This is a genomic window from Sphingomonas jinjuensis (assembly GCF_014197105.1).
GTDB lineage: Bacteria > Pseudomonadota > Alphaproteobacteria > Sphingomonadales > Sphingomonadaceae > Sphingomonas > Sphingomonas jinjuensis.
This window is the reverse complement of record NZ_JACIEV010000003.1, coordinates 153,661-170,911: the sequence shown is the minus strand read 5'-3', so window position 1 is coordinate 170,911 and position 17,251 is coordinate 153,661. Positions and strand designations below refer to the sequence as shown.

Here is a 17,251-nt window from a genome sequence, read left to right as displayed (position 1 = left end):
TCAGCATCTCGCGCGACGGACTGGCCGCCGATGAACCGCCTCCGCATTATCGGTCGCCTCACCGCCATCATCCTCGGCCTGGCGATTGCCCTCATCATCCATGGGATATGGCGACTCTTCTGCCTGCCCTCCCCCTGGCCTCGGCTGTTCCTGGGCTATGTCGGCCGCGTCGTCGGCGCGCGGACCCGCACGCTCGGTATCCCGCTCCGCCGCGACGTCGTTTTCCTTGCCAACCATCTGAGCTGGATCGACATCCTGCTGCTCGCCGGCCGCACCGGCGCCGTCTTCGTCGCCAAGCAGGAACTGGCAAGCGTCCCCGTCATCGGCTGGCTCTGCACGCTGAACCGCACCCTCTTCGTCGCCCGCGCCGACCGCCTCGGCGTCGCCGACCAGATCGATCGCCTCCGCGCAGCGCTCGCCCAGGGCTGGGCCGTCACCATCTTCCCCGAAGGCACGACGGGAGACGGCCACACCATCCTCCCCTTCAAGCCGACGCTCCTCGCCGCCCTCTCCCCGCCCCCACCCGGCATCAAGGTTCAGCCCGTCCGCATCGACTATGGCGACGCCACCGACGAGATCGCCTGGGTCGGCGACGAGCCCGGCCAAAGCCACGCGTTACGCGTCTTGGCCCGCCGCGGCACCTTCACCGCGACGCTGGACTTCCGCGAACCGTTCGCGCCCGAGGGTGACCGAAAGGCGATCGCGGCGGAGGCGCGGGCGCGGATCGAAGCTCGTCGCGAAGATTAGCCGATCAGCGTAGGCCGTATCGCTGGAGCAGCCGGCTTACCGCTTTTTTGCCTCAGCAACCGCCGGCCTGGATCAAGGCGTCGCAACCGGGCAGACGTCGTTGAGAGCCACGGCGCGGTAATGCCATTCTATCGATCTGGGTTCACCATTGATCGTCCCCTCGATCCGGCCGACGAGGCGATCTTCCCGCCTTGTATAAATGACGCGCTGGGGGAAGTCGTGGCCGGTATTTTCGAAGACGGCATAGCCGGCAGCGATGGATGTGGCGCGAAAGCGCTTCGACGGCTGTCCCTTGGGACTAGCGAAAAGAGCGACGCCCTCCGCGTCCGTGTCGATCCGCATCGATTCCCAGTCGGTACGACCGGCGCGGATGGCCTTGCTGACACCCAACATCACGCCGCCGCGCGCGTCGGTCCAGGTTTCGGATGTCACGCCGCGCGACGAGCATTCCGACCAATGACCGGCCAGCCAGGACAAGTCCCTGACTTGGCCTGGCGATGATGAAGCGATCGCAGCAAACAACAGAAGCATGAACCTCACATCCCTTCATAAAATGGGGCGATGGTGAACGGAATGTATCGTCAGCGTCGAACACCGACACTTCCTTCTTCAGCATCGACGATCGGCACCCCTCAGCCCGCCAGTTCGCCACCCGGTAAGTCAGCTTACTGAGATCTAGAATTGCCCCCGCTTGCCCCCAAGCCCCCGCCCCGCTACCGGGCACCCTCGATGCCAACCGCTTCGGACCACCGCCCCGCCACCCTCATCGCCGGGGGTGCCGTCTTCCCGCACCGCCACCTCACCGGAATTGACGGCCTCCAGCCGCACGAGATCACCTTCCTCCTCGACGAGGCGGAAGGATGGGTGGAGGCGAACCGCGCGCATGCCGCGCCCGACAAGCGACTGGCCGGCCTCACCCAGATCAATGCCTTCTTCGAGAATAGCACCCGCACGCTGCTGTCGTTCGAGATCGCGGGAAAGCGGCTCGGCGCCGATGTCGTCAACATGCACGCCGCCCAATCGTCGGTGAAGAAGGGCGAGACGCTGATCGACACCGCGCAGACGCTCAACGCGATGCGCGCCGACGTCATCGTCATCCGCCATGGCTCGTCGGGCGCGGTGCGGCTGATCGCGGACAAGGTCGGCTGCCCCGTGCTCAACGCCGGCGACGGCTGGCACGAGCATCCGACGCAGGCGCTGCTCGACGCGCTGACGATCCGCCGCCGCCGCGGCACCATCGTCAACCAGCGCGTCGTGATCTGCGGCGACGTGCTCCACAGCCGCGTCGCGCGCTCGAACATCCTGGCGCTCACCGCGCTCGCCGCCGAGGTGCGCGTGTGCGCGCCGCCGACGCTGATGCCCGCCGCGATCGAGCGCACCGGCGTCACCGCTTTCATCGATTTCGACGAAGCGCTCGAAGGCGCCGACGTCGTCATGATGCTGCGCGTCCAGAACGAGCGGATGGCGGGCGGCTACATCCCCTCGACCCGCGAATATCGCACGCTCTACGGGCTGACGCCGGAGCGGCTGAAGCGCGCGCAGCCTGGCGCGCTGGTGATGCATCCCGGGCCGATGAACCGCGGCGTCGAGATCGACTCGTCGGTGGCCGACGGCATTCAGTCCGCCATCACCGAGCAGGTCGAAATGGGCGTCGCCGTCCGCATGGCCTGCCTCGACGTCCTGACCCGCCAAGCGCGCGGCGTGGAGGGCTGGGCATGAACTATCGCTTCGTCAACGCGACGATCGTCTGCCCCGTCGCCGGCACCCGCACCGGCGACCTGCTGGTCGCGGACGGCGTCATCGTCGACGCGGTGTCGGCAGGGGCGGAGACGATCGACTGCCGCGGCCGCCACCTCGCGCCCGCGCTCGTCGACCTCGGCGTGTTCGCGGCCGATGCCCGCGCCTGTCGCGCCGGGGGCATCGTCCGCGTCGGGCTGATGCCCGATCAGGCGCCGGTGCTCGACGATCCCGGTATCGTCCAGCGCGCCGCGCTCGTCGGCCGGCCGGACCTGTGGATCCACCCGATCGCCGCCGCCACTCGCGGTCTCGCCGGCACCGACCTCGCCGAGATGGCGACCTGCCGTGCCGCCGGGGCGCGCGCGGTCGGCACCGGGCGTGGCTGGATCGCCGATTCAGGCGTGATGGCGCGTGTCCTTGCCTATGCCGCCGGGCTCGGCCTGACCGTGATCGCCCATGCCGAGGACGGCGGGCTCACTCGCGGCGCCGTCGCGACCAGCGGCGAGACGGCAACTCGGCTCGGCCTCCCCGCCGCCCCCGCCGCCGCCGAGGCGCTGGCGGTGGCCCGCGACCTGATGCTGGCGGAGGAGACCGGTGCTCGCCTTCACCTGCGCCAGGTCACGACCGCTGCGGCGCTCGATCTCGTCCGCGCCGCCAAGCGTCGCGGCGTCGCGGTCACCTGCGGCATCACCCCGGCGCATCTCCACCTCAGCGACATCGCGATGAGCGACTATCGCACCTTCGCCCACCTCTCGCCGCCGTTACGCAGCGAGGCCGATCGCCAGGCCGCCCGAGCCGCGATCGCCGACGGCACGATCGACGTCATCGCCTCGGGCCACGATCCGCAAGGCCCCGAGGCGAAGCGCCTGCCCTTCGCCGATTCGGCACCCGGCATGGCGGGGGCAGAGACGCTGCTGGCGCTGTCGCTGATTCTGGTGCGCGACGGCCTGCTCCCGATGGAGCGCCTGTTCGCGCTGGTCGCGGCCAATCCCGCGGCAGTACTCGGCATCGACGCCGGCACGCTTCAGGTCGGCAAGCCCGCCGACCTGTTGCTCTTCGATCCCGCCGCACCGTGGCGGATCGACGCCGACGCCTTCGCCAGCGCCGGCAATACGCCCTTTGCCGGCCTGCCCGTCGAAGGCCGCGTCCTTCGCGTGTGGAAGGGCGGCCGCGAAGTCACCGCCTAGCTATCCGCCCGCATCAGGGGGGGGAGGATCGGGTGGCGATCACCCCTTGGACGAATAGCGCGTCCAGACCGCGGCCTGGTCGCCGGTGCCGCGGCGCACGAAGCACGATCCGCCCTTCGTCCGATAGCGCCCGCAGATCGCCGCAGCGTCACGCCGAGTCAGTCCGCCGACCGACAGGCGATAGAAGGATCCGTCGCGGCTGCGCACGCTGGCGCCCATCGGCTGATAGGCCGAGAATGCCGCATAGCGCCGCTTCAAGCGCTCCCACTTCGCCCGCGCGACCGCCGGGCTGTCATAGGCGCCGAGCTGGATATACCAGTCGCCCTTCGCCGCCGGCGCCGATGCCGCAGCGACCCGGCCGACGGCACGCGTCGCGCTGAGCACCGGCAGCGGCTGCACCACCTCACGCCGAGCGCCCCAGCGCACCGAGGCGACGACCGGCACCACCGAGGGGGCCGCGACCAGCGGCGCGGTGGGCGGCGTCACCGCCACCACCATCGGCATGGCGGGCACCGCGAGCAATAGCGGCGGACGGATCGGCTCGGGCTGCACCAGCACCGCCGGCTCAGGCGCCGGCGTCGGCGCCGCCACCGGGGTCGCGATCGGTGCCGCGACGACATGGAGCGGCGCGGTCAGCGCGAGCACCGCCGGCTGCCCCGAGTCGCTGGCCGCGCGGACGCCGAGCAGCGTCGCGACCTGGTCCGACACCGCGGTCGGCTGGGCGAAGGCGGCCCAGTCTTCCATCCGCTGGTCGACGTCGGCCGGCGACATGTCCGCCGATGCCACCAGTCGCGCGCCGTGCCACTGGCCGGCCAGCGCCAGGCTCAGCGCCAAATTCTGCCGCAGCTTCGCGTCCGCGCCCGGCTTCTTCGCCGCCTCGCTCAGCATCGCCACCGCACCCGCGGGATCACCCGCCAGCGCTACCGCCAGTCCCAGGTCGCGCACGGGGATCAGGCCGGCGTTCTGCGCCAGCGTCGCCCGCGCCCCCTCGATATCGCCGGTCGCGATCTGCGCCAGCGCCAGGTTCAGCGCTGCCTTGGCGCTGCCGGGGCGCAGCTGGTTGACGTCGGCGAACGCCTGCCGCGCCGACGCGAAGCGGCCGGCGCGCAGATAGCCCTGCGCCAGCGTCATCCGATAATCCGCCGACTGCGGCGACAATCGCACGGCAGCCTCGGCAAAGGCGATCGCCGCGATCATGTCTCCCCGCACCAGCGCCTTGTCGGCGCGGCTCGCAGCGGCGGCGGCATCCTTGCGCGCCTCCTTGCTGACCGGCTCGACCGCGTTGATCGGGGTCGAGCCGACCGACCCGGCGACGACGAGCGTCGTCAGCCCGAGCGAGAAAATGATCCTGGCCATCGCGTCCGTCCTCACCGTTTTTGCGCCTTGGTACGCGGCAGTTGGGCCACCAGCGCTTCTACCTCGGCGATGGCACCGACCAGCGCGTCGAGCGCCTCGGTCACCAGATCCTGCGACGATCGATTGGTGATCGCGCTGGCGATGCGCAGCTTCAGGTGCCGCTCGGCATCGACACGCAGGGTGAAGGCGGCCTTGCCGGCATGCGCCGTCTCGCGCTTCAGACGCTGCGCCGTCGCCACCGACACGCTCTTCACGGGCGGCGGGATCGTCAGCGATGCGTTGAGCGCCTCGCGCTGGAGCAGCACCGGCGGAATGTCGCCTTCATAGGATTCGTGCGCCGGCTCGGTATCGAAAGACACCACGTCGGCGGGCGGTTCCGGCAGCTGGATCGGCAGCACCGTGGCCGGCGCGCGAACCGGCTCAGCCGTGCCCATGTCGTTCCAGCCGAGATCCTCGAGCGACGTCGAGGAAAAGCCGGCGAATCCCTGGCTACGCATCGCCGGCCTGGCTTGCCCCTTGCGGGCCAGCAGCGACGAACTGAGGGAAGCGAGTCCCTTGTCGGGCATGTCCCTTGCTCCTTAACCGACGACGCGGCGGCCGAAGCCGCCATGGGCCGGACGCGGCGCAAAGCCGGTGCCGGGCCCCGCACCGAGCGTCGGCGTCGGTGCGTGGAACACGGTACGGCGGAAATTCTTTTCCAGCTTGCCCGCGATATAGGTCCACAATTCGCCGACTTCCTGCGCCGACTTGCCGTTGGGCTCGCATTCCATGACGGTGCGGCCGTCGATCATCGATGCGGCGAAATCGGTGCGCTGGTGGATCGTGACCGGTGCCACCGTGCCGTGCTGCGACAGCGCGATCGCCGCATCGGAGGTGATCCGCGCCTTGGGCGTCGCCGCATTGACGACGAAGATAAGCGACTTGCCCGCACGGTCGCACAGGTCGACCGTGGCGCCGACGGCGCGCAGGTCGTGCGGGCTGGGTCGGGTCGGCACGATCACCAGCTCGGCGACGTTGATGACGCTCTGGATCGCCATCGTGATCGCGGGCGGGGTGTCGATCACCGCCAGCTTGAATCCCTGTTGCCGCAGCAGGTCGAGGTCGGACGCGAGCCGCGCCACCGTCGTCTGCGCGAAGGCAGGATATTCGTCGGTCCGTTCGTTCCACCAATCGGCCAGCGACCCCTGAGGATCGATGTCGATCAGCACGACCGGCCCGTGTCCGGCCCGCTGGGCCTGGACGGCAAGGTGTCCGGACAGGGTGGTCTTCCCCGAGCCGCCCTTCTGCGACGCCATCGCAAGAACGCGCATTGCTGTTCAAACCTCCGCTATTCGAAAGCTGAGGTAGGATGCAGGCTTCTAAGGACTGGTTAACACGTTGGCGAAATGGCAATCATCGATGGCGATCAGCCTAGCACCCAGTCCCGCCGCGCGATCCCCTGAGCGTACAGCAGCGTCGTCAGGTCGCCATGATCGACCCGCGCGCCCGCTGCCGCCGCGACGATGGGTTTGGCGTGATAGGCGACGCCCAGCCCCGCCGCGCGGATCATCGGCAGGTCGTTCGCGCCATCGCCCACCGCCATCACCTGGTCGGGCGACAGGTTCAGCGTCGCGGTCATCACCTCCAGCGTCCGCAGCTTCGTATCCGCATCGACGAGCGGTTTCGCCACCGTGCCCGTCAGCTTGCCATCCTCGACCAACAACTCGTTCGCGATTGCCCGGTCGAAGCCGATCCGTGCTGCCACCGGCTCGGCGAAGCGCGTGAAGCCGCCCGACACCAGCACCGCATGACCACCACGCGCGCGCACCGTCTTCACCAGCGCTTCTGCCCCCGGCATGATCCGCACCCGCTCGGCCAGGCAACGTTCGATCACGCCCTCGTCCATGCCCTTCAGCAGCGCGACCCGCGCATCGAGCGCGCCGGCGAAGTCGAGTTCGCCGCGCATCGCCGCCTCGGTCACCGCTGAAACCTCGGCCTTGATTCCCGCATAATCGGCAAGCTCGTCGATGCACTCGACCGTGATCATCGTCGAATCCATGTCGGCGACGATCAGCCGCTTTTCGCGTTCCGCCAGCCGCTGAACCACGACATCGACGCCAAGGAACGCCCCCTCCAGCGTCGCCCGCGCGGCGTTGGGCGCCATCGCGAAGACGATGTCCGCGGCTTTTTCCGCATCGATCCAAGCACTTCTGCTCGGGCTGCAGCCTGCCGCAGCAAGCCGATCGCCGGCATCCGACAAATCGCCCGCACCCAGCCGATCCGATGCTATCAAGGTCGCAATGAACAACCAGCTTCCCCCCGTTGCAAACGCCGAGGCGCGGACGTGACGATGTCCAGGCCTAAGCTCGCGCTCATCGCAGGGCCGACCGCCAGCGGCAAGTCGTCCGCCGCGATCGCGCTGGCGGAGGCAACCGGCGGCACCGTCATCAATGCCGACGCCAGCCAGGTCTACGCCGACCTGCGCGTCCTGACCGCCCGCCCCTCGGAGGCGGAGGAGGAACGCGTTCCCCACCGCCTGTTCGGCCATATCGACGCCGCCGACACCGGCTATTCCGCCGCCCGCTGGTCCGACGAGGCGAAGGCGGCGGTGGCGGAGGCGATCATGGCCGGCCGGCTCCCGATCCTGGTCGGCGGCACCGGCCTGTACCTGCGCACGCTGCTCCACGGCATCGCCCCCGTCCCGCCGATCGTCCCCGACATCCGTGCCGAGGTGCGCGCTATGTCCGTGGGTGAGGCGCACCGGGCGCTATGCGCCGAGGATTCGATCACCGCCGCCCGCCTGTCGCCCAACGACAGCGCTCGCGTCGCCCGCGCGCTCGAGGTCGTCCGCTCGACCGGCGTGCCCATCCACCATTGGCAGAAACAGCGCGAGGGCGGGATCGCCAACGACGTCGATCTCGCCGCCGCCATCCTGCTGCCCGATCGCGAGCTGCTCTACGAACGGATCAACGCCCGCGCCGATGCGATGATCGCCGATGGCGCGATCGACGAGGTCGCCGGACTGATGCTCCGTCGCGACGTAGGCGAGGATGCACCCGCCCGGCGTGCGATCGGCGTGTCGGCCCTGATCGATCACCTGACCGGCCGGATGTCGCTATCGGAAGCGCTGGAGAGCCTGGCGCTCGACACGCGCCGCTATGCCAAGCGGCAATATACCTGGTTCCGCCACCAACCCCCGGAAAACTGGTCGCGATGCGAAACCGCCGATGACGCGTTGCAGCAAATCGTAACTTTATTGCGCCAATAACGCTTGACGCGCACTTTTCTAGCTACTACCCGCCCCACTCCATCGAAAGGAAGCGACACGTGACGACCGAAATGAGCGGAGCCGACATCCTCGTCCAGGCGCTGCGCGACCTCGGCGTGGAGGTCATCTTCGGCTACCCGGGCGGCGCGGTCCTTCCGATTTATGACGCGCTGTTCCGCCAGCCGGAGGGGCCGGGCCGCATCCGCCACATCCTCGTCCGCCACGAACAGGCCGCGACCCATGCCGCGGAAGGCTATGCCCGCTCGACCGGGAAGCCGGGCGTCGTCCTCGTCACCTCGGGTCCGGGCGCGACCAACGCCGTCACCGGCATCACCGACGCGTTGCTCGATTCGATCCCGATGGTCGTCATCACCGGCCAGGTCCCAACGGCGCTGATCGGCACCGACGCGTTCCAGGAAGCGGATACCGTCGGCATCACGCGCCACTGCACCAAGCATAATTATCTGGTGAAGGACCCAGCGAAGCTCGGCGGCGTCATCTACGAGGCATTTCACATCGCCACCGCCGGCCGCCCGGGCCCGGTCGTCGTCGACATCCCGAAGGACGTCCAGGTCGCGACCGCGCGCTACGCCAAGCCCGGCCCGATCCAGCACAAGACCTACCGCCCCCGCGTCAAGGCCGAGCGGTCGGAGATCGAGGCGGTCGTCGACCTGCTCGCTGCGGCCGAGCGCCCGGTCCTCTACACCGGCGGCGGCATCATCAATTCGGGTCCGGCGGCCAGCCAGCTGCTGCGCGAGCTCGCCAGGCTGACCGGCGCGCCGGTCACCTCGACGCTGATGGGCCTCGGCGCCTTTCCCGCATCCTCGCCGCAGTGGCTGGGGATGCTGGGCATGCACGGCACCTACGAAGCCAATATGGCGATGAACCAGGCCGACCTGATCGTCGCGCTCGGCTCGCGCTTCGATGATCGCGTCACGGGTCGCCTCGACGCGTTCAGCCCGAACAGCCGCAAGGTCCACATCGACATCGACCGGTCGAGCATCAACAAGAACGTCCGCGTCGACCTCGCCGTCATCGCCGACGTCGGCCACGCGCTCGAGGACATGGTCCATGTCTGGAAGGCGCGCCAGCACCCCCGGCCCGACCTGTCGGAATGGACGCGCCGCATCGACGGCTGGCGCGCGGTCAAGTGCCTCGACTTTCCGGAGGACGGCAAGGCGATCATGCCACAGCGCGCGATCCGGGCGCTCCACGATGCCACCGCGGCCCGCAACCCGATCATCACCACCGAGGTCGGCCAGCACCAGATGTGGGCCGCGCAGCATTTCGGCTTCGAGGCGCCCAACAAGTGGCTGACGTCGGGCGGGCTCGGCACGATGGGCTATGGGCTGCCCGCCGCGATCGGCGCGCAGCTCGGCCACCCCAATGCGCTCGTCATCGACATCGCGGGCGAGGCGTCGATCCAGATGAACATCCAGGAGCTCGGCACCGCGAGCCAGTATCGCCTGCCGGTCAAGATCTTCATCCTGAACAACGAATATATGGGCATGGTCCGCCAATGGCAGGAACTGACCTATGCCTCGCGCTATGCCGAAAGCTATTCGGACAGCCTGCCCGATTTCGTAAAGCTCGCCGAAGCCTATGGCTGGAAGGGCATCCGCATCGAGACGATGGGCGAGCTCGACGACGGCATCCAGGCGATGCTCGACCATGACGGCCCGGTCGTCGTCGACTGCCGCGTCGCCAAGCTCGCCAACTGCTTCCCGATGATCCCATCGGGCGCCGCGCATACGGAGATGATCCTCCAGGCGAACGAAGTGTCGGGCGAAATGGACGACGAGGCCAAGGCACTGGTCTGACACAAATCTGCTCCCCTCCCTGGAAGGGAGGGGTCGGGGGTGGGTAAGCGTGCTCGCGCTACCTTGATGCTCTGCCAGCCTGCCCCGTATCCCCCGGACACCGACCCACCCCCAACCCCTCCCTTGCAAGGAGGGGAGTGAGGCACTGAAATGCACATCAAGCAGGAAACGGCCGAGCGCCACACGCTCGCCATCGTCGTCGACAACGAACCGGGCATCCTCGCCCGGATCGCCGGCCTGTTCACCGCGCGCGGCTATAATATCGAGAGCCTGACGGTGTCCGAGATCACCGAGGACAAGTCGGTCAGCCGCATCACCATCGTGACCAGCGCCTCCGCGCACGTCATGGAGCAGGTGTTGGCGCAGCTCGACCGGCTCGTCCCCGTCCACACCGTCACCGATCTTACCGCGACCGGCGAGCATGTCGAGCGCGAGCTGGCGCTGGTGAAGGTCGCCGGCGCCGGAGATCACCGCATCGAGGCGCTCCGGCTCGCCGACGTCTACCGCGCCCGCGTCGTCGATGCGACGACGTCGAGCTTCGTGTTCGAGGTCACCGGCGGCCGCGACAAGATCGACAAGTTCGTCGAGCTGATGGCCGAGGTCGGTCTGGTCGAGGTCGCCCGCACCGGCATCGTCGCCATCGGCCGCGGGCGCGAGGCGGCCTGATTTCATTCCCTCTCCCCTTGGGAGAGGGAGGGAGCGGCGAAGCCGCGGAAGGGTGAGGGCAGCGAGTGCCCCTGCCCTCACCAACTCCGGCTAGGCAGCACGCTGCCAAGCCTTCGTATCCTCTCCCGGCGGGAGAGGGAGAGAAGCAAAGGGAACTATCATGCGTGTCTATTACGATCGTGACGCCGATCTTGGCCTGATCGCCGACAAGAAGATCGCCATCGTCGGCTATGGCAGCCAGGGCCATGCTCACGCCCAGAACCTGCGTGACAGCGGCGTGAAGGACGTTGCGATCGCGCTGCGCGAGGGCTCGGCCACGGCGAAGAAGGCGATCGATGCCGGCTTCAAGGTGCTGTCGAACAAGGAAGCGGCGCAGTGGGCCGACATCGTCATGATCCTGGCGCCCGACGAGCACCAGGCGGCGATCTGGGACGCTGATCTCAAGGGCAACATGAAGCCCGGCGCCGCGCTCGCCTTCGCGCACGGCCTCAACGTCCACTTCGGTCTGATCGAGCCGCCCGCCGACATCGACGTCATCATGATCGCGCCCAAGGGCCCCGGCCATACCGTGCGCAGCGAGTATGTCCGTGGCGGCGGCGTCCCCTGCCTGATCGCGGTCCACCAGGACGCCAGCGGCAACGCCCACGACGTCGCGCTGGCCTATGCCAGCGGCGTTGGCGGCGGTCGCTCGGGGATCATCGAGACGAATTTCCGCGAGGAGTGCGAAACCGACCTGTTCGGCGAGCAGGCGGTGCTGTGCGGCGGCGTCACCCACCTGATCCAGGCCGGGTTCGAGACGCTGGTCGAAGCGGGCTACGCGCCCGAGATGGCGTATTTCGAGTGCCTCCACGAAACCAAGCTGATCGTCGACCTGCTGTACGAGGGCGGCATCGCCAACATGCGCTACTCGATCAGCAACACCGCCGAGTACGGCGACATTACGACGGGTCCGCGCATCATCACCGACGAGACAAAGAAGGAAATGAAGCGCGTCCTCGCCGACATCCAGTCGGGCCGCTTCGTCAAGAACTTCGTCCTCGACAACCGCGCCGGCCAGCCCGAGCTCAAGGCCGCGCGCAAGCAGGCTGCCGCGCATCCGATTGAAAAGGTCGGTAGCGAGCTGCGCGCGATGATGCCGTGGATCGGCGCCAACAAGCTGGTGGACAAGGAGAAGAACTGATCGCTGCCCCCAATCCTCCCCCGCCAGGGGGAGGTGGCACGCGCAGCGTGACGGAGGGGGCGGAAGCCTTGCGCCATCGAGAGGCCCCTCCGTCATCCCGGCCTTGAGCCGAGATCCATGGTTCATCGAGCGACTAAGCCAAAGCTGAGGCCCCGTCGCTGGCGGAGAGCTGGATCCCGGCTCAAGGCCGGGATGACGGAGGATGGGAAGGCGCCGACTTCCCGTCACGACATCGGCGTCGACGCGCAAACCTGCTCAACCCGGGAAACACACCCTCTCCAAATCGCATCTCGACACCGCCCCGCACCGCGCCCACCTTCCCGGCCATCAACAGGAAGGAACCTCCATGCGTTCGATCATGACCGCCGCCGCCCTCGCCCTCGCCGCCGCCTCGGCGACCACCGTCGCCCAGACCGCGCCGGGCACGCGCAACGTCGCCGCGGTCGCCGGCGGCACGTACACCGCCGACCCCGCGCACACCCAGGTGACGTGGACCGTCGACCACATGGGCTTCACCCCGCTGTCGGGCATGTTCGGCGACATATCGGGCACGCTGATGCTCGACCCGAAGAACCCCGGCGGCGCCAAGGTCGACCTGACCATCCCGGTGTCGAAGCTGGTCAATCCGGCGGCCGGTCTGACCCAGCATATGTTCCGCGCCGGCAAGGACGGCGGCAAGCCCGACTTCTTCGGCCCCAACCCTGCCGACGCCAAGTTCGTGTCGACAGCGGTGCGCGCATCGGGCGAATCGGCCACGATCACCGGCAACCTGACGCTCAACGGCGTGACCAAGCCGGTGACGCTCCAGGCGAAATTCTACGGCGCGGGCAAGGCGCCGGCGATGATGGGCGGCAAGGAAAACGTCGGCTTCACCGCCACCGGCACGCTGAAGCGCAGCGACTTCGGCCTCGGCCTCGCCGCGCCGATCGTCAGCGACGAGGTGAAGCTGACGATCAACGCCGCCTTCCAGAAGTGAAGTAGCTTCAACGCGTTACCACATCCACGTCATGTCGGCCTCGAGCCGGCATGACGTAGGGTCTGGACACCCCCCCGCCACCCACGCTAACCACCCGGTCGTGATCCCGGCAGCCGCCCTTCCCCTGCTTCGACTTACGCGCCCTTAGGCGCGTCCATCACCCGTCGCGCAGGTTAGCCTGCGCGACCCGCGCCTGAGGGCAAGCCCGACCCACTCCAAGAGCGAGCCGAGCCATATGCTGCGCGATCCGTCGACCAAATATCGTCCCTTCCCCCCCATCCAGCTCCCCGACCGTCAGTGGCCGAGCCGCACGATCACCACCGCCCCGCGCTGGCTGTCGACTGACCTGCGCGACGGCAACCAGGCACTGATCGACCCGATGGATGCGGAGAAGAAGACCCGCTTCTTCGACCTGCTGGTCAAGGTTGGCCTGAAGGAGATCGAGGTCGGCTTCCCGTCGGCCGGCGCGACCGAATTCGACTTTATTTCCGGCCTCATCACCACCGGCCGCATCCCCGACGACGTGACGATCCAGGTGCTCACCCAGTCGCGTCGCGACCTCATCGAAACCAGCTTTGCCAGCCTGAAGGGCGCGAAGACCGCGATCGTCCACCTCTACAACGCCGTCTCGCCCGCCTGGCGCCAGATCGTCTTCGGCATGACCCGCGACGAGGTGAAGGCGATCGCGATCGAAGGCGCCAAGGTGCTGCGCGACGAAGCCGCCAAGCAGCCCGATACCCGCTGGCAGTTCGAATACAGCCCCGAGACCTTCTCCACCGCCGAGCTCGATTTCTCGGTCGAGGTCTGCGCCGCGGTGATGGACGTCCTGCGCCCCACCGCCGACAACCCGATCATCCTCAACCTGCCCGCCACCGTCGAGTGCGCGACGCCCAACGTCTATGCCGACCAGATCGAATGGTTCGGCCGCAACATCCCCAACCGCGAGGCGGTGGCGATTTCGCTCCACACTCATAACGACCGCGGCACCGGCGTGGCGGCGGCGGAGCTGGGGCTGATGGCAGGCGCCGATCGCGTCGAGGGCTGCCTGCTCGGCAATGGCGAGCGGACCGGCAACTGCGACCTCGTGACCGTCGCACTCAATATGTACACGCAAGGGCTCGACCCGCGGCTCGACCTGTCGGACATCGACGCGATCGTAAAGACGGTGGAATATGCCACCCGCATCCCCGTCCATCCGCGTACGCCCTATGCCGGCGACCTCGTCTTCACCGCCTTTTCCGGCAGCCACCAGGACGCGATCAAGAAGGGCTTCGCCGCGCGCGAGACGCAGAACGACGATCTGTGGCAGGTGCCCTATCTGCCGATCGATCCCGCCGATCTCGGTCGCAGCTACGAGGCGGTGATCCGCGTCAATTCGCAATCGGGCAAGGGCGGCGTCGCCTGGGTGATCGAGCAGGACAAGGGCCTGAAGTTGCCCAAGCGCCTCCAGGCCGATTTCAGCCGCCACGTCCAGGCGCTCGCCGACGAGACGAGCCGCGAGCTCGGCGCCGCCGATATCTGGGGCGCGTTCGAGCGCGTCTATCTGCCGGGGCCCGGCGACCGCTTCGCGCTGGTCGACTATGCCGAAAGCGGCCATCCCGGCGACCGAGTCTTCGTCGGCCGCGTCGCGATCGATGGCGAGGAGCGCTCGATCACCGGACGCGGCAACGGCCTGATCTCGTCGGTCATCGCCGCGCTCGCCGCCACGACCGGCCCCGCGCTCGACGTCGTCGACTATGCCGAGCATGCGATCGGTCACGGCGCCGACGCGCAGGCCGCTGCCTATCTGGAGTGCCGCACCGCCGAAGGACGCACCGTCTGGGGCGTCGGCATCGATACCGACATCGCCACCGCCAGCGTCCGCGCGATCCTGTCGGCGGCCAACCGCGCGTGAGCGATACCGGCTATGCGGCGTTCCTGTTCGACATGGACGGGACGCTGATCAACTCGATCCCCTCGGCGATCCGCGCCTGGACCGCCTGGGCGGACAGCCACGGCGTCGACGTCGCCGAGCTGATGCGCGTCATGCACGGCGTCCGCGCGATCGAGACGATCCGTCGCTTCGCCCCCGCCGGCGTCGACCCGCAGGCCGAGTTCGAGGCGCTGCTGGCGGCGGAGATCGACGACGTCGACGACGTGGTGCCGATCGCCGGTGCCGTCAGCTTCACCGCGTCGCTGCCGCACGACCGCTGGGCGATCGTCACCTCGGCGCCGCGCTCGCTCGCCGACGTGCGACTGCGCGCCGCCGGCCTGCCGCCGCCCGCCGTCATGGTGACGGCGGAGGACGTCGCGCAGGGCAAGCCCGCGCCCGACTGTTTCCGCCTCGCCGCAGAGCGCCTCGGCGTCGAGGCGGCCGACTGCCTCGTCTTCGAGGATGCGCCCGCCGGCATCGCCGCGGGCGAGGCGGCGGGCGCCGACGTGATGGTCATCACCGAAACCCACGACCACCCGATCGCGACCGAGCACCCGGCGATCGTCGATTACACCCAGGTGTCGGTCGACGTCGCCGCCGGGCGCCTGCGCGTGATCGCGCAGCTGACCTTGGCATCGGGATAGACGTCGAGCTTCATCGACCGCACCCGCACCGCCGTTACCCGTGGATCGGACAGGCACAGCGCCGCCACCGCCTCGACGAGCGTCTCCTGCAGTGCGAAGCCGGGGCCCGAAGCCAGCTGGCGGACGCCTTCGCGGACGAAATCATAATCGAGCACCTGATCGATCGAGTCCTGCGACACCGGCGCTGGATAGGCGACCGTCATCTCGACCGACAGCCGTACCCGCTGCGGCACCTGCTCATGCGGATGGATGCCCAGCCGCATCGAGACGTCCAGGTCGTCGAGGATCGTCGTATACTCAGCCACGGCGCGCCTCGAACATCACGTCACGCCGGCTGCGGATGAACCGCTGGCCGCAATCGACGAACAGGTTCTGCCCCGTCACGCTGTTGGCCCCGAGCAAATAGACCACCGCGTCGGCGATGGCCTCCGCCCCCACGGGACGTTCGAGCAGATTGGCCCGCGCCACCGCGGCGAATTCCTCATCGCTCTGGTCACCGCTCTTCAGCGTCAGGCCCGGCGATATAGCATTCACCCGCACCCTGGGGGCGAGCGCCTGCGCCAGCATCGTCGTCGCGCCCGCCAGCGCGAACTTGGCGCAGGAATAGCTGAAGTAATCGGGGTTGGGATTGGCCAGCTTCTGGTCGAGCAGGTTGACCACCGCGCCCTCGACGCCCTGCCCCGCCAGCGCCGCCGCCAGCATCGCGGGCGCCGTGCAGTTGATCGCGTAGAGCCGCGCCGCCAACGCGGGATCGATCGCGTCTGCCCGATCTTCCTCGAACGACGAGGCACTGTTCACCAGCCCCTCGATCGCGCCACCCGCTGCCACCACGGCTCGCTCGAACAATGCCGGCAGGCTGGCGGTATCGCCCAGATCGCCCTGCACCGTCACGCCGTTCACCTCGGCGGCCAGTGCCTCCGCGGCGTCGCGCGACCGGCCATAGTGGATGACCGGACGATGCCCCGCCGCCGCCACGGCGCGGACGATCGCCGCGCCGAGGCGCTTGCCGCCGCCGGTTACCAGGACACGCACCTCAGCCAAGCCCGATCAGCGCCAGCACTTCCTTGCGGCTGCGCTCGTCGTCGCGGAACACGCCCATCATCCGGCTGGTCACCATCGACACTCCCGGCGTCCGCACGCCGCGCGCCGTCATGCAGGCGTGGGTCGCCTCGATCACCACCGCCACGCCGACCGGGCGCAGATTTTCCCAGATGCAGTCGGCGACCTCGGCGGTCAGCCGTTCCTGCACCTGCAATCGTCGTGCGAAACCGTGCAGCACGCGCGCCAATTTCGAGATGCCGACGACGTGATCCTTGGGCAGATAGGCGATGTGCGCCTTGCCGATGATCGGCGCCATGTGGTGCTCGCAATGCGACTGGAAGGGAATATCCTTCAGCAGCACGATCTCGTCATAGCCGCCAACCTCCTCGAACACCCGCGACAGGTGGTGTGCGGGATCGTCGCCATAGCCGGCGCAATATTCGCGCCATGCCTTGGCGACGCGGCGCGGGGTGTCGATCAGCCCTTCGCGACTCGGGTCGTCGCCGGCCCAGCGGATCAGCGTGCGCACCGCTTCGGCGACATCCTCCGGCACGTCGCCAGCGGATGGCGGGCTAATCGGACCGCTGTCGTCGAAGCCGTCTCCGACCAGGTCAGCCATGATACCGCCCTCCGTCAGCGACGTTGACCTTACGGCAACCGCGATTGAGCCAAACATCGGTTCGAAAATGCAACTGTCTCTTCCTTACCACAGTAGCGGAAACCCGCGGTTTTCTGCGA

General features: G+C 68.4%; 18 protein-coding genes. 10 read left to right on the top strand and 8 right to left on the bottom strand.

All coding sequences use genetic code 11. The annotated features are described in order from the left end of the window. The first annotated feature begins 30 nt into the window (after nt 1–30). On the top strand, nt 31–747 hold the full coding sequence (locus GGQ80_RS06550; protein WP_183983099.1) for a lysophospholipid acyltransferase family protein: 717 nt from the start codon (nt 31–33) through the stop codon (nt 745–747). 72 nt (nt 748–819) lie between these two features. Here GGQ80_RS06550 and GGQ80_RS06545 read toward each other — a convergent pair whose 3' ends face one another. Continuing rightward, entirely contained in the window at nt 820–1,278 is a 459-nt protein-coding gene (locus GGQ80_RS06545) for a DUF6265 family protein (protein WP_183983098.1), read from the bottom strand. Between the two features lie 198 nt (nt 1,279–1,476). On the opposite strand from GGQ80_RS06545, the gene GGQ80_RS06540 reads away from it, so the two are divergent. Further along, nucleotides 1,477–2,466: an aspartate carbamoyltransferase catalytic subunit gene (locus GGQ80_RS06540; RefSeq protein WP_183983097.1), complete on the top strand. Its 990-nt coding sequence runs from the start codon at nt 1,477–1,479 to the stop codon at nt 2,464–2,466. Then, complete coding sequence (locus GGQ80_RS06535) at nt 2,463–3,671, top strand: dihydroorotase (RefSeq protein ID WP_183983096.1); 1,209 nt, start codon at nt 2,463–2,465, stop codon at nt 3,669–3,671. The genes GGQ80_RS06540 and GGQ80_RS06535 overlap by 4 nt, the downstream gene beginning before the upstream one ends. Before the next feature lie 39 nt (nt 3,672–3,710). Here GGQ80_RS06535 and GGQ80_RS06530 read toward each other — a convergent pair whose 3' ends face one another. The 4 genes from GGQ80_RS06530 to serB all read right to left on the bottom strand — a co-directional run bounded on the left by GGQ80_RS06530 (nt 3,711) and on the right by serB (nt 7,314). Beyond that, the gene (locus GGQ80_RS06530; protein ID WP_183983095.1) at nt 3,711–5,027 is read right to left on the bottom strand and encodes an SPOR domain-containing protein; all 1,317 of its coding nucleotides are present in this window, start codon (nt 5,025–5,027) and stop codon (nt 3,711–3,713) included. A gap of 11 nt (nt 5,028–5,038) precedes the next feature. Then, nucleotides 5,039–5,593 carry a hypothetical protein gene (locus tag GGQ80_RS06525; protein WP_183983094.1) on the bottom strand — a complete coding sequence of 185 codons (555 nt, stop codon included), beginning with the start codon at nt 5,591–5,593 and terminating at the stop codon, nt 5,039–5,041. Nucleotides 5,594–5,605: 12 nt separating this feature from the next. After that, nucleotides 5,606–6,337 (bottom strand): ParA family protein, encoded by a 732-nt coding sequence (locus GGQ80_RS06520; RefSeq protein ID WP_183983093.1) that lies wholly within the window; start codon nt 6,335–6,337, stop codon nt 5,606–5,608. Between the two features lie 95 nt (nt 6,338–6,432). Next, nucleotides 6,433–7,314 (bottom strand): phosphoserine phosphatase SerB, encoded by an 882-nt coding sequence (gene serB, locus GGQ80_RS06515; protein WP_183983092.1) that lies wholly within the window; start codon nt 7,312–7,314, stop codon nt 6,433–6,435. Between the two features lie 42 nt (nt 7,315–7,356). Between serB and miaA the strand changes: the two genes are divergently transcribed. The 7 genes from miaA (at nt 7,357) to GGQ80_RS06480 (ending at nt 15,472) form a co-directional block, all read left to right on the top strand. After that, on the top strand, nt 7,357–8,274 hold the full coding sequence (gene miaA, locus GGQ80_RS06510; RefSeq protein ID WP_183983091.1) for a tRNA (adenosine(37)-N6)-dimethylallyltransferase MiaA: 918 nt from the start codon (nt 7,357–7,359) through the stop codon (nt 8,272–8,274). Nucleotides 8,275–8,333: 59 nt separating this feature from the next. Next, on the top strand, nt 8,334–10,094 hold the full coding sequence (locus GGQ80_RS06505; protein WP_183983090.1) for an acetolactate synthase 3 large subunit: 1,761 nt from the start codon (nt 8,334–8,336) through the stop codon (nt 10,092–10,094). 150 nt (nt 10,095–10,244) lie between these two features. Further along, nucleotides 10,245–10,760 (top strand): acetolactate synthase small subunit, encoded by a 516-nt coding sequence (ilvN, locus tag GGQ80_RS06500; protein WP_183983089.1) that lies wholly within the window; start codon nt 10,245–10,247, stop codon nt 10,758–10,760. Between the two features lie 160 nt (nt 10,761–10,920). After that, nucleotides 10,921–11,940, top strand: coding sequence for a ketol-acid reductoisomerase (gene ilvC, locus GGQ80_RS06495; protein ID WP_183983088.1), 1,020 nt, complete (start codon nt 10,921–10,923; stop codon nt 11,938–11,940). Nucleotides 11,941–12,286: 346 nt separating this feature from the next. Further along, complete coding sequence (locus GGQ80_RS06490; protein ID WP_183983087.1) at nt 12,287–12,916, top strand: YceI family protein; 630 nt, start codon at nt 12,287–12,289, stop codon at nt 12,914–12,916. A gap of 235 nt (nt 12,917–13,151) precedes the next feature. Further along, the gene (gene leuA, locus GGQ80_RS06485; RefSeq protein WP_183983086.1) at nt 13,152–14,810 is read left to right on the top strand and encodes a 2-isopropylmalate synthase; all 1,659 of its coding nucleotides are present in this window, start codon (nt 13,152–13,154) and stop codon (nt 14,808–14,810) included. Further along, the gene (locus GGQ80_RS06480) at nt 14,807–15,472 is read left to right on the top strand and encodes an HAD-IA family hydrolase (protein ID WP_343050901.1); all 666 of its coding nucleotides are present in this window, start codon (nt 14,807–14,809) and stop codon (nt 15,470–15,472) included. The genes leuA and GGQ80_RS06480 overlap by 4 nt, the downstream gene beginning before the upstream one ends. Here the strand turns inward: GGQ80_RS06480 and GGQ80_RS06475 are convergent. From GGQ80_RS06475 to folE, 3 genes are read right to left on the bottom strand one after another with little or no spacing between them, the layout of a single operon-like run. Beyond that, nucleotides 15,397–15,777, bottom strand: a complete 381-nt coding sequence (locus tag GGQ80_RS06475) for a dihydroneopterin aldolase (protein ID WP_183983085.1) — start codon at nt 15,775–15,777, stop codon at nt 15,397–15,399. The two genes, GGQ80_RS06480 and GGQ80_RS06475, sit on opposite strands and share 76 nt — an antisense overlap. Further along, nucleotides 15,770–16,504 carry an SDR family oxidoreductase gene (locus tag GGQ80_RS06470; RefSeq protein WP_183983084.1) on the bottom strand — a complete coding sequence of 245 codons (735 nt, stop codon included), beginning with the start codon at nt 16,502–16,504 and terminating at the stop codon, nt 15,770–15,772. The genes GGQ80_RS06475 and GGQ80_RS06470 overlap by 8 nt, the downstream gene beginning before the upstream one ends. 1 nt (nt 16,505) lies before the next feature. Further along, the gene (gene folE / locus GGQ80_RS06465; protein ID WP_183983083.1) at nt 16,506–17,132 is read right to left on the bottom strand and encodes a GTP cyclohydrolase I FolE; all 627 of its coding nucleotides are present in this window, start codon (nt 17,130–17,132) and stop codon (nt 16,506–16,508) included. Nucleotides 17,133–17,251: the final 119 nt, after the last annotated feature.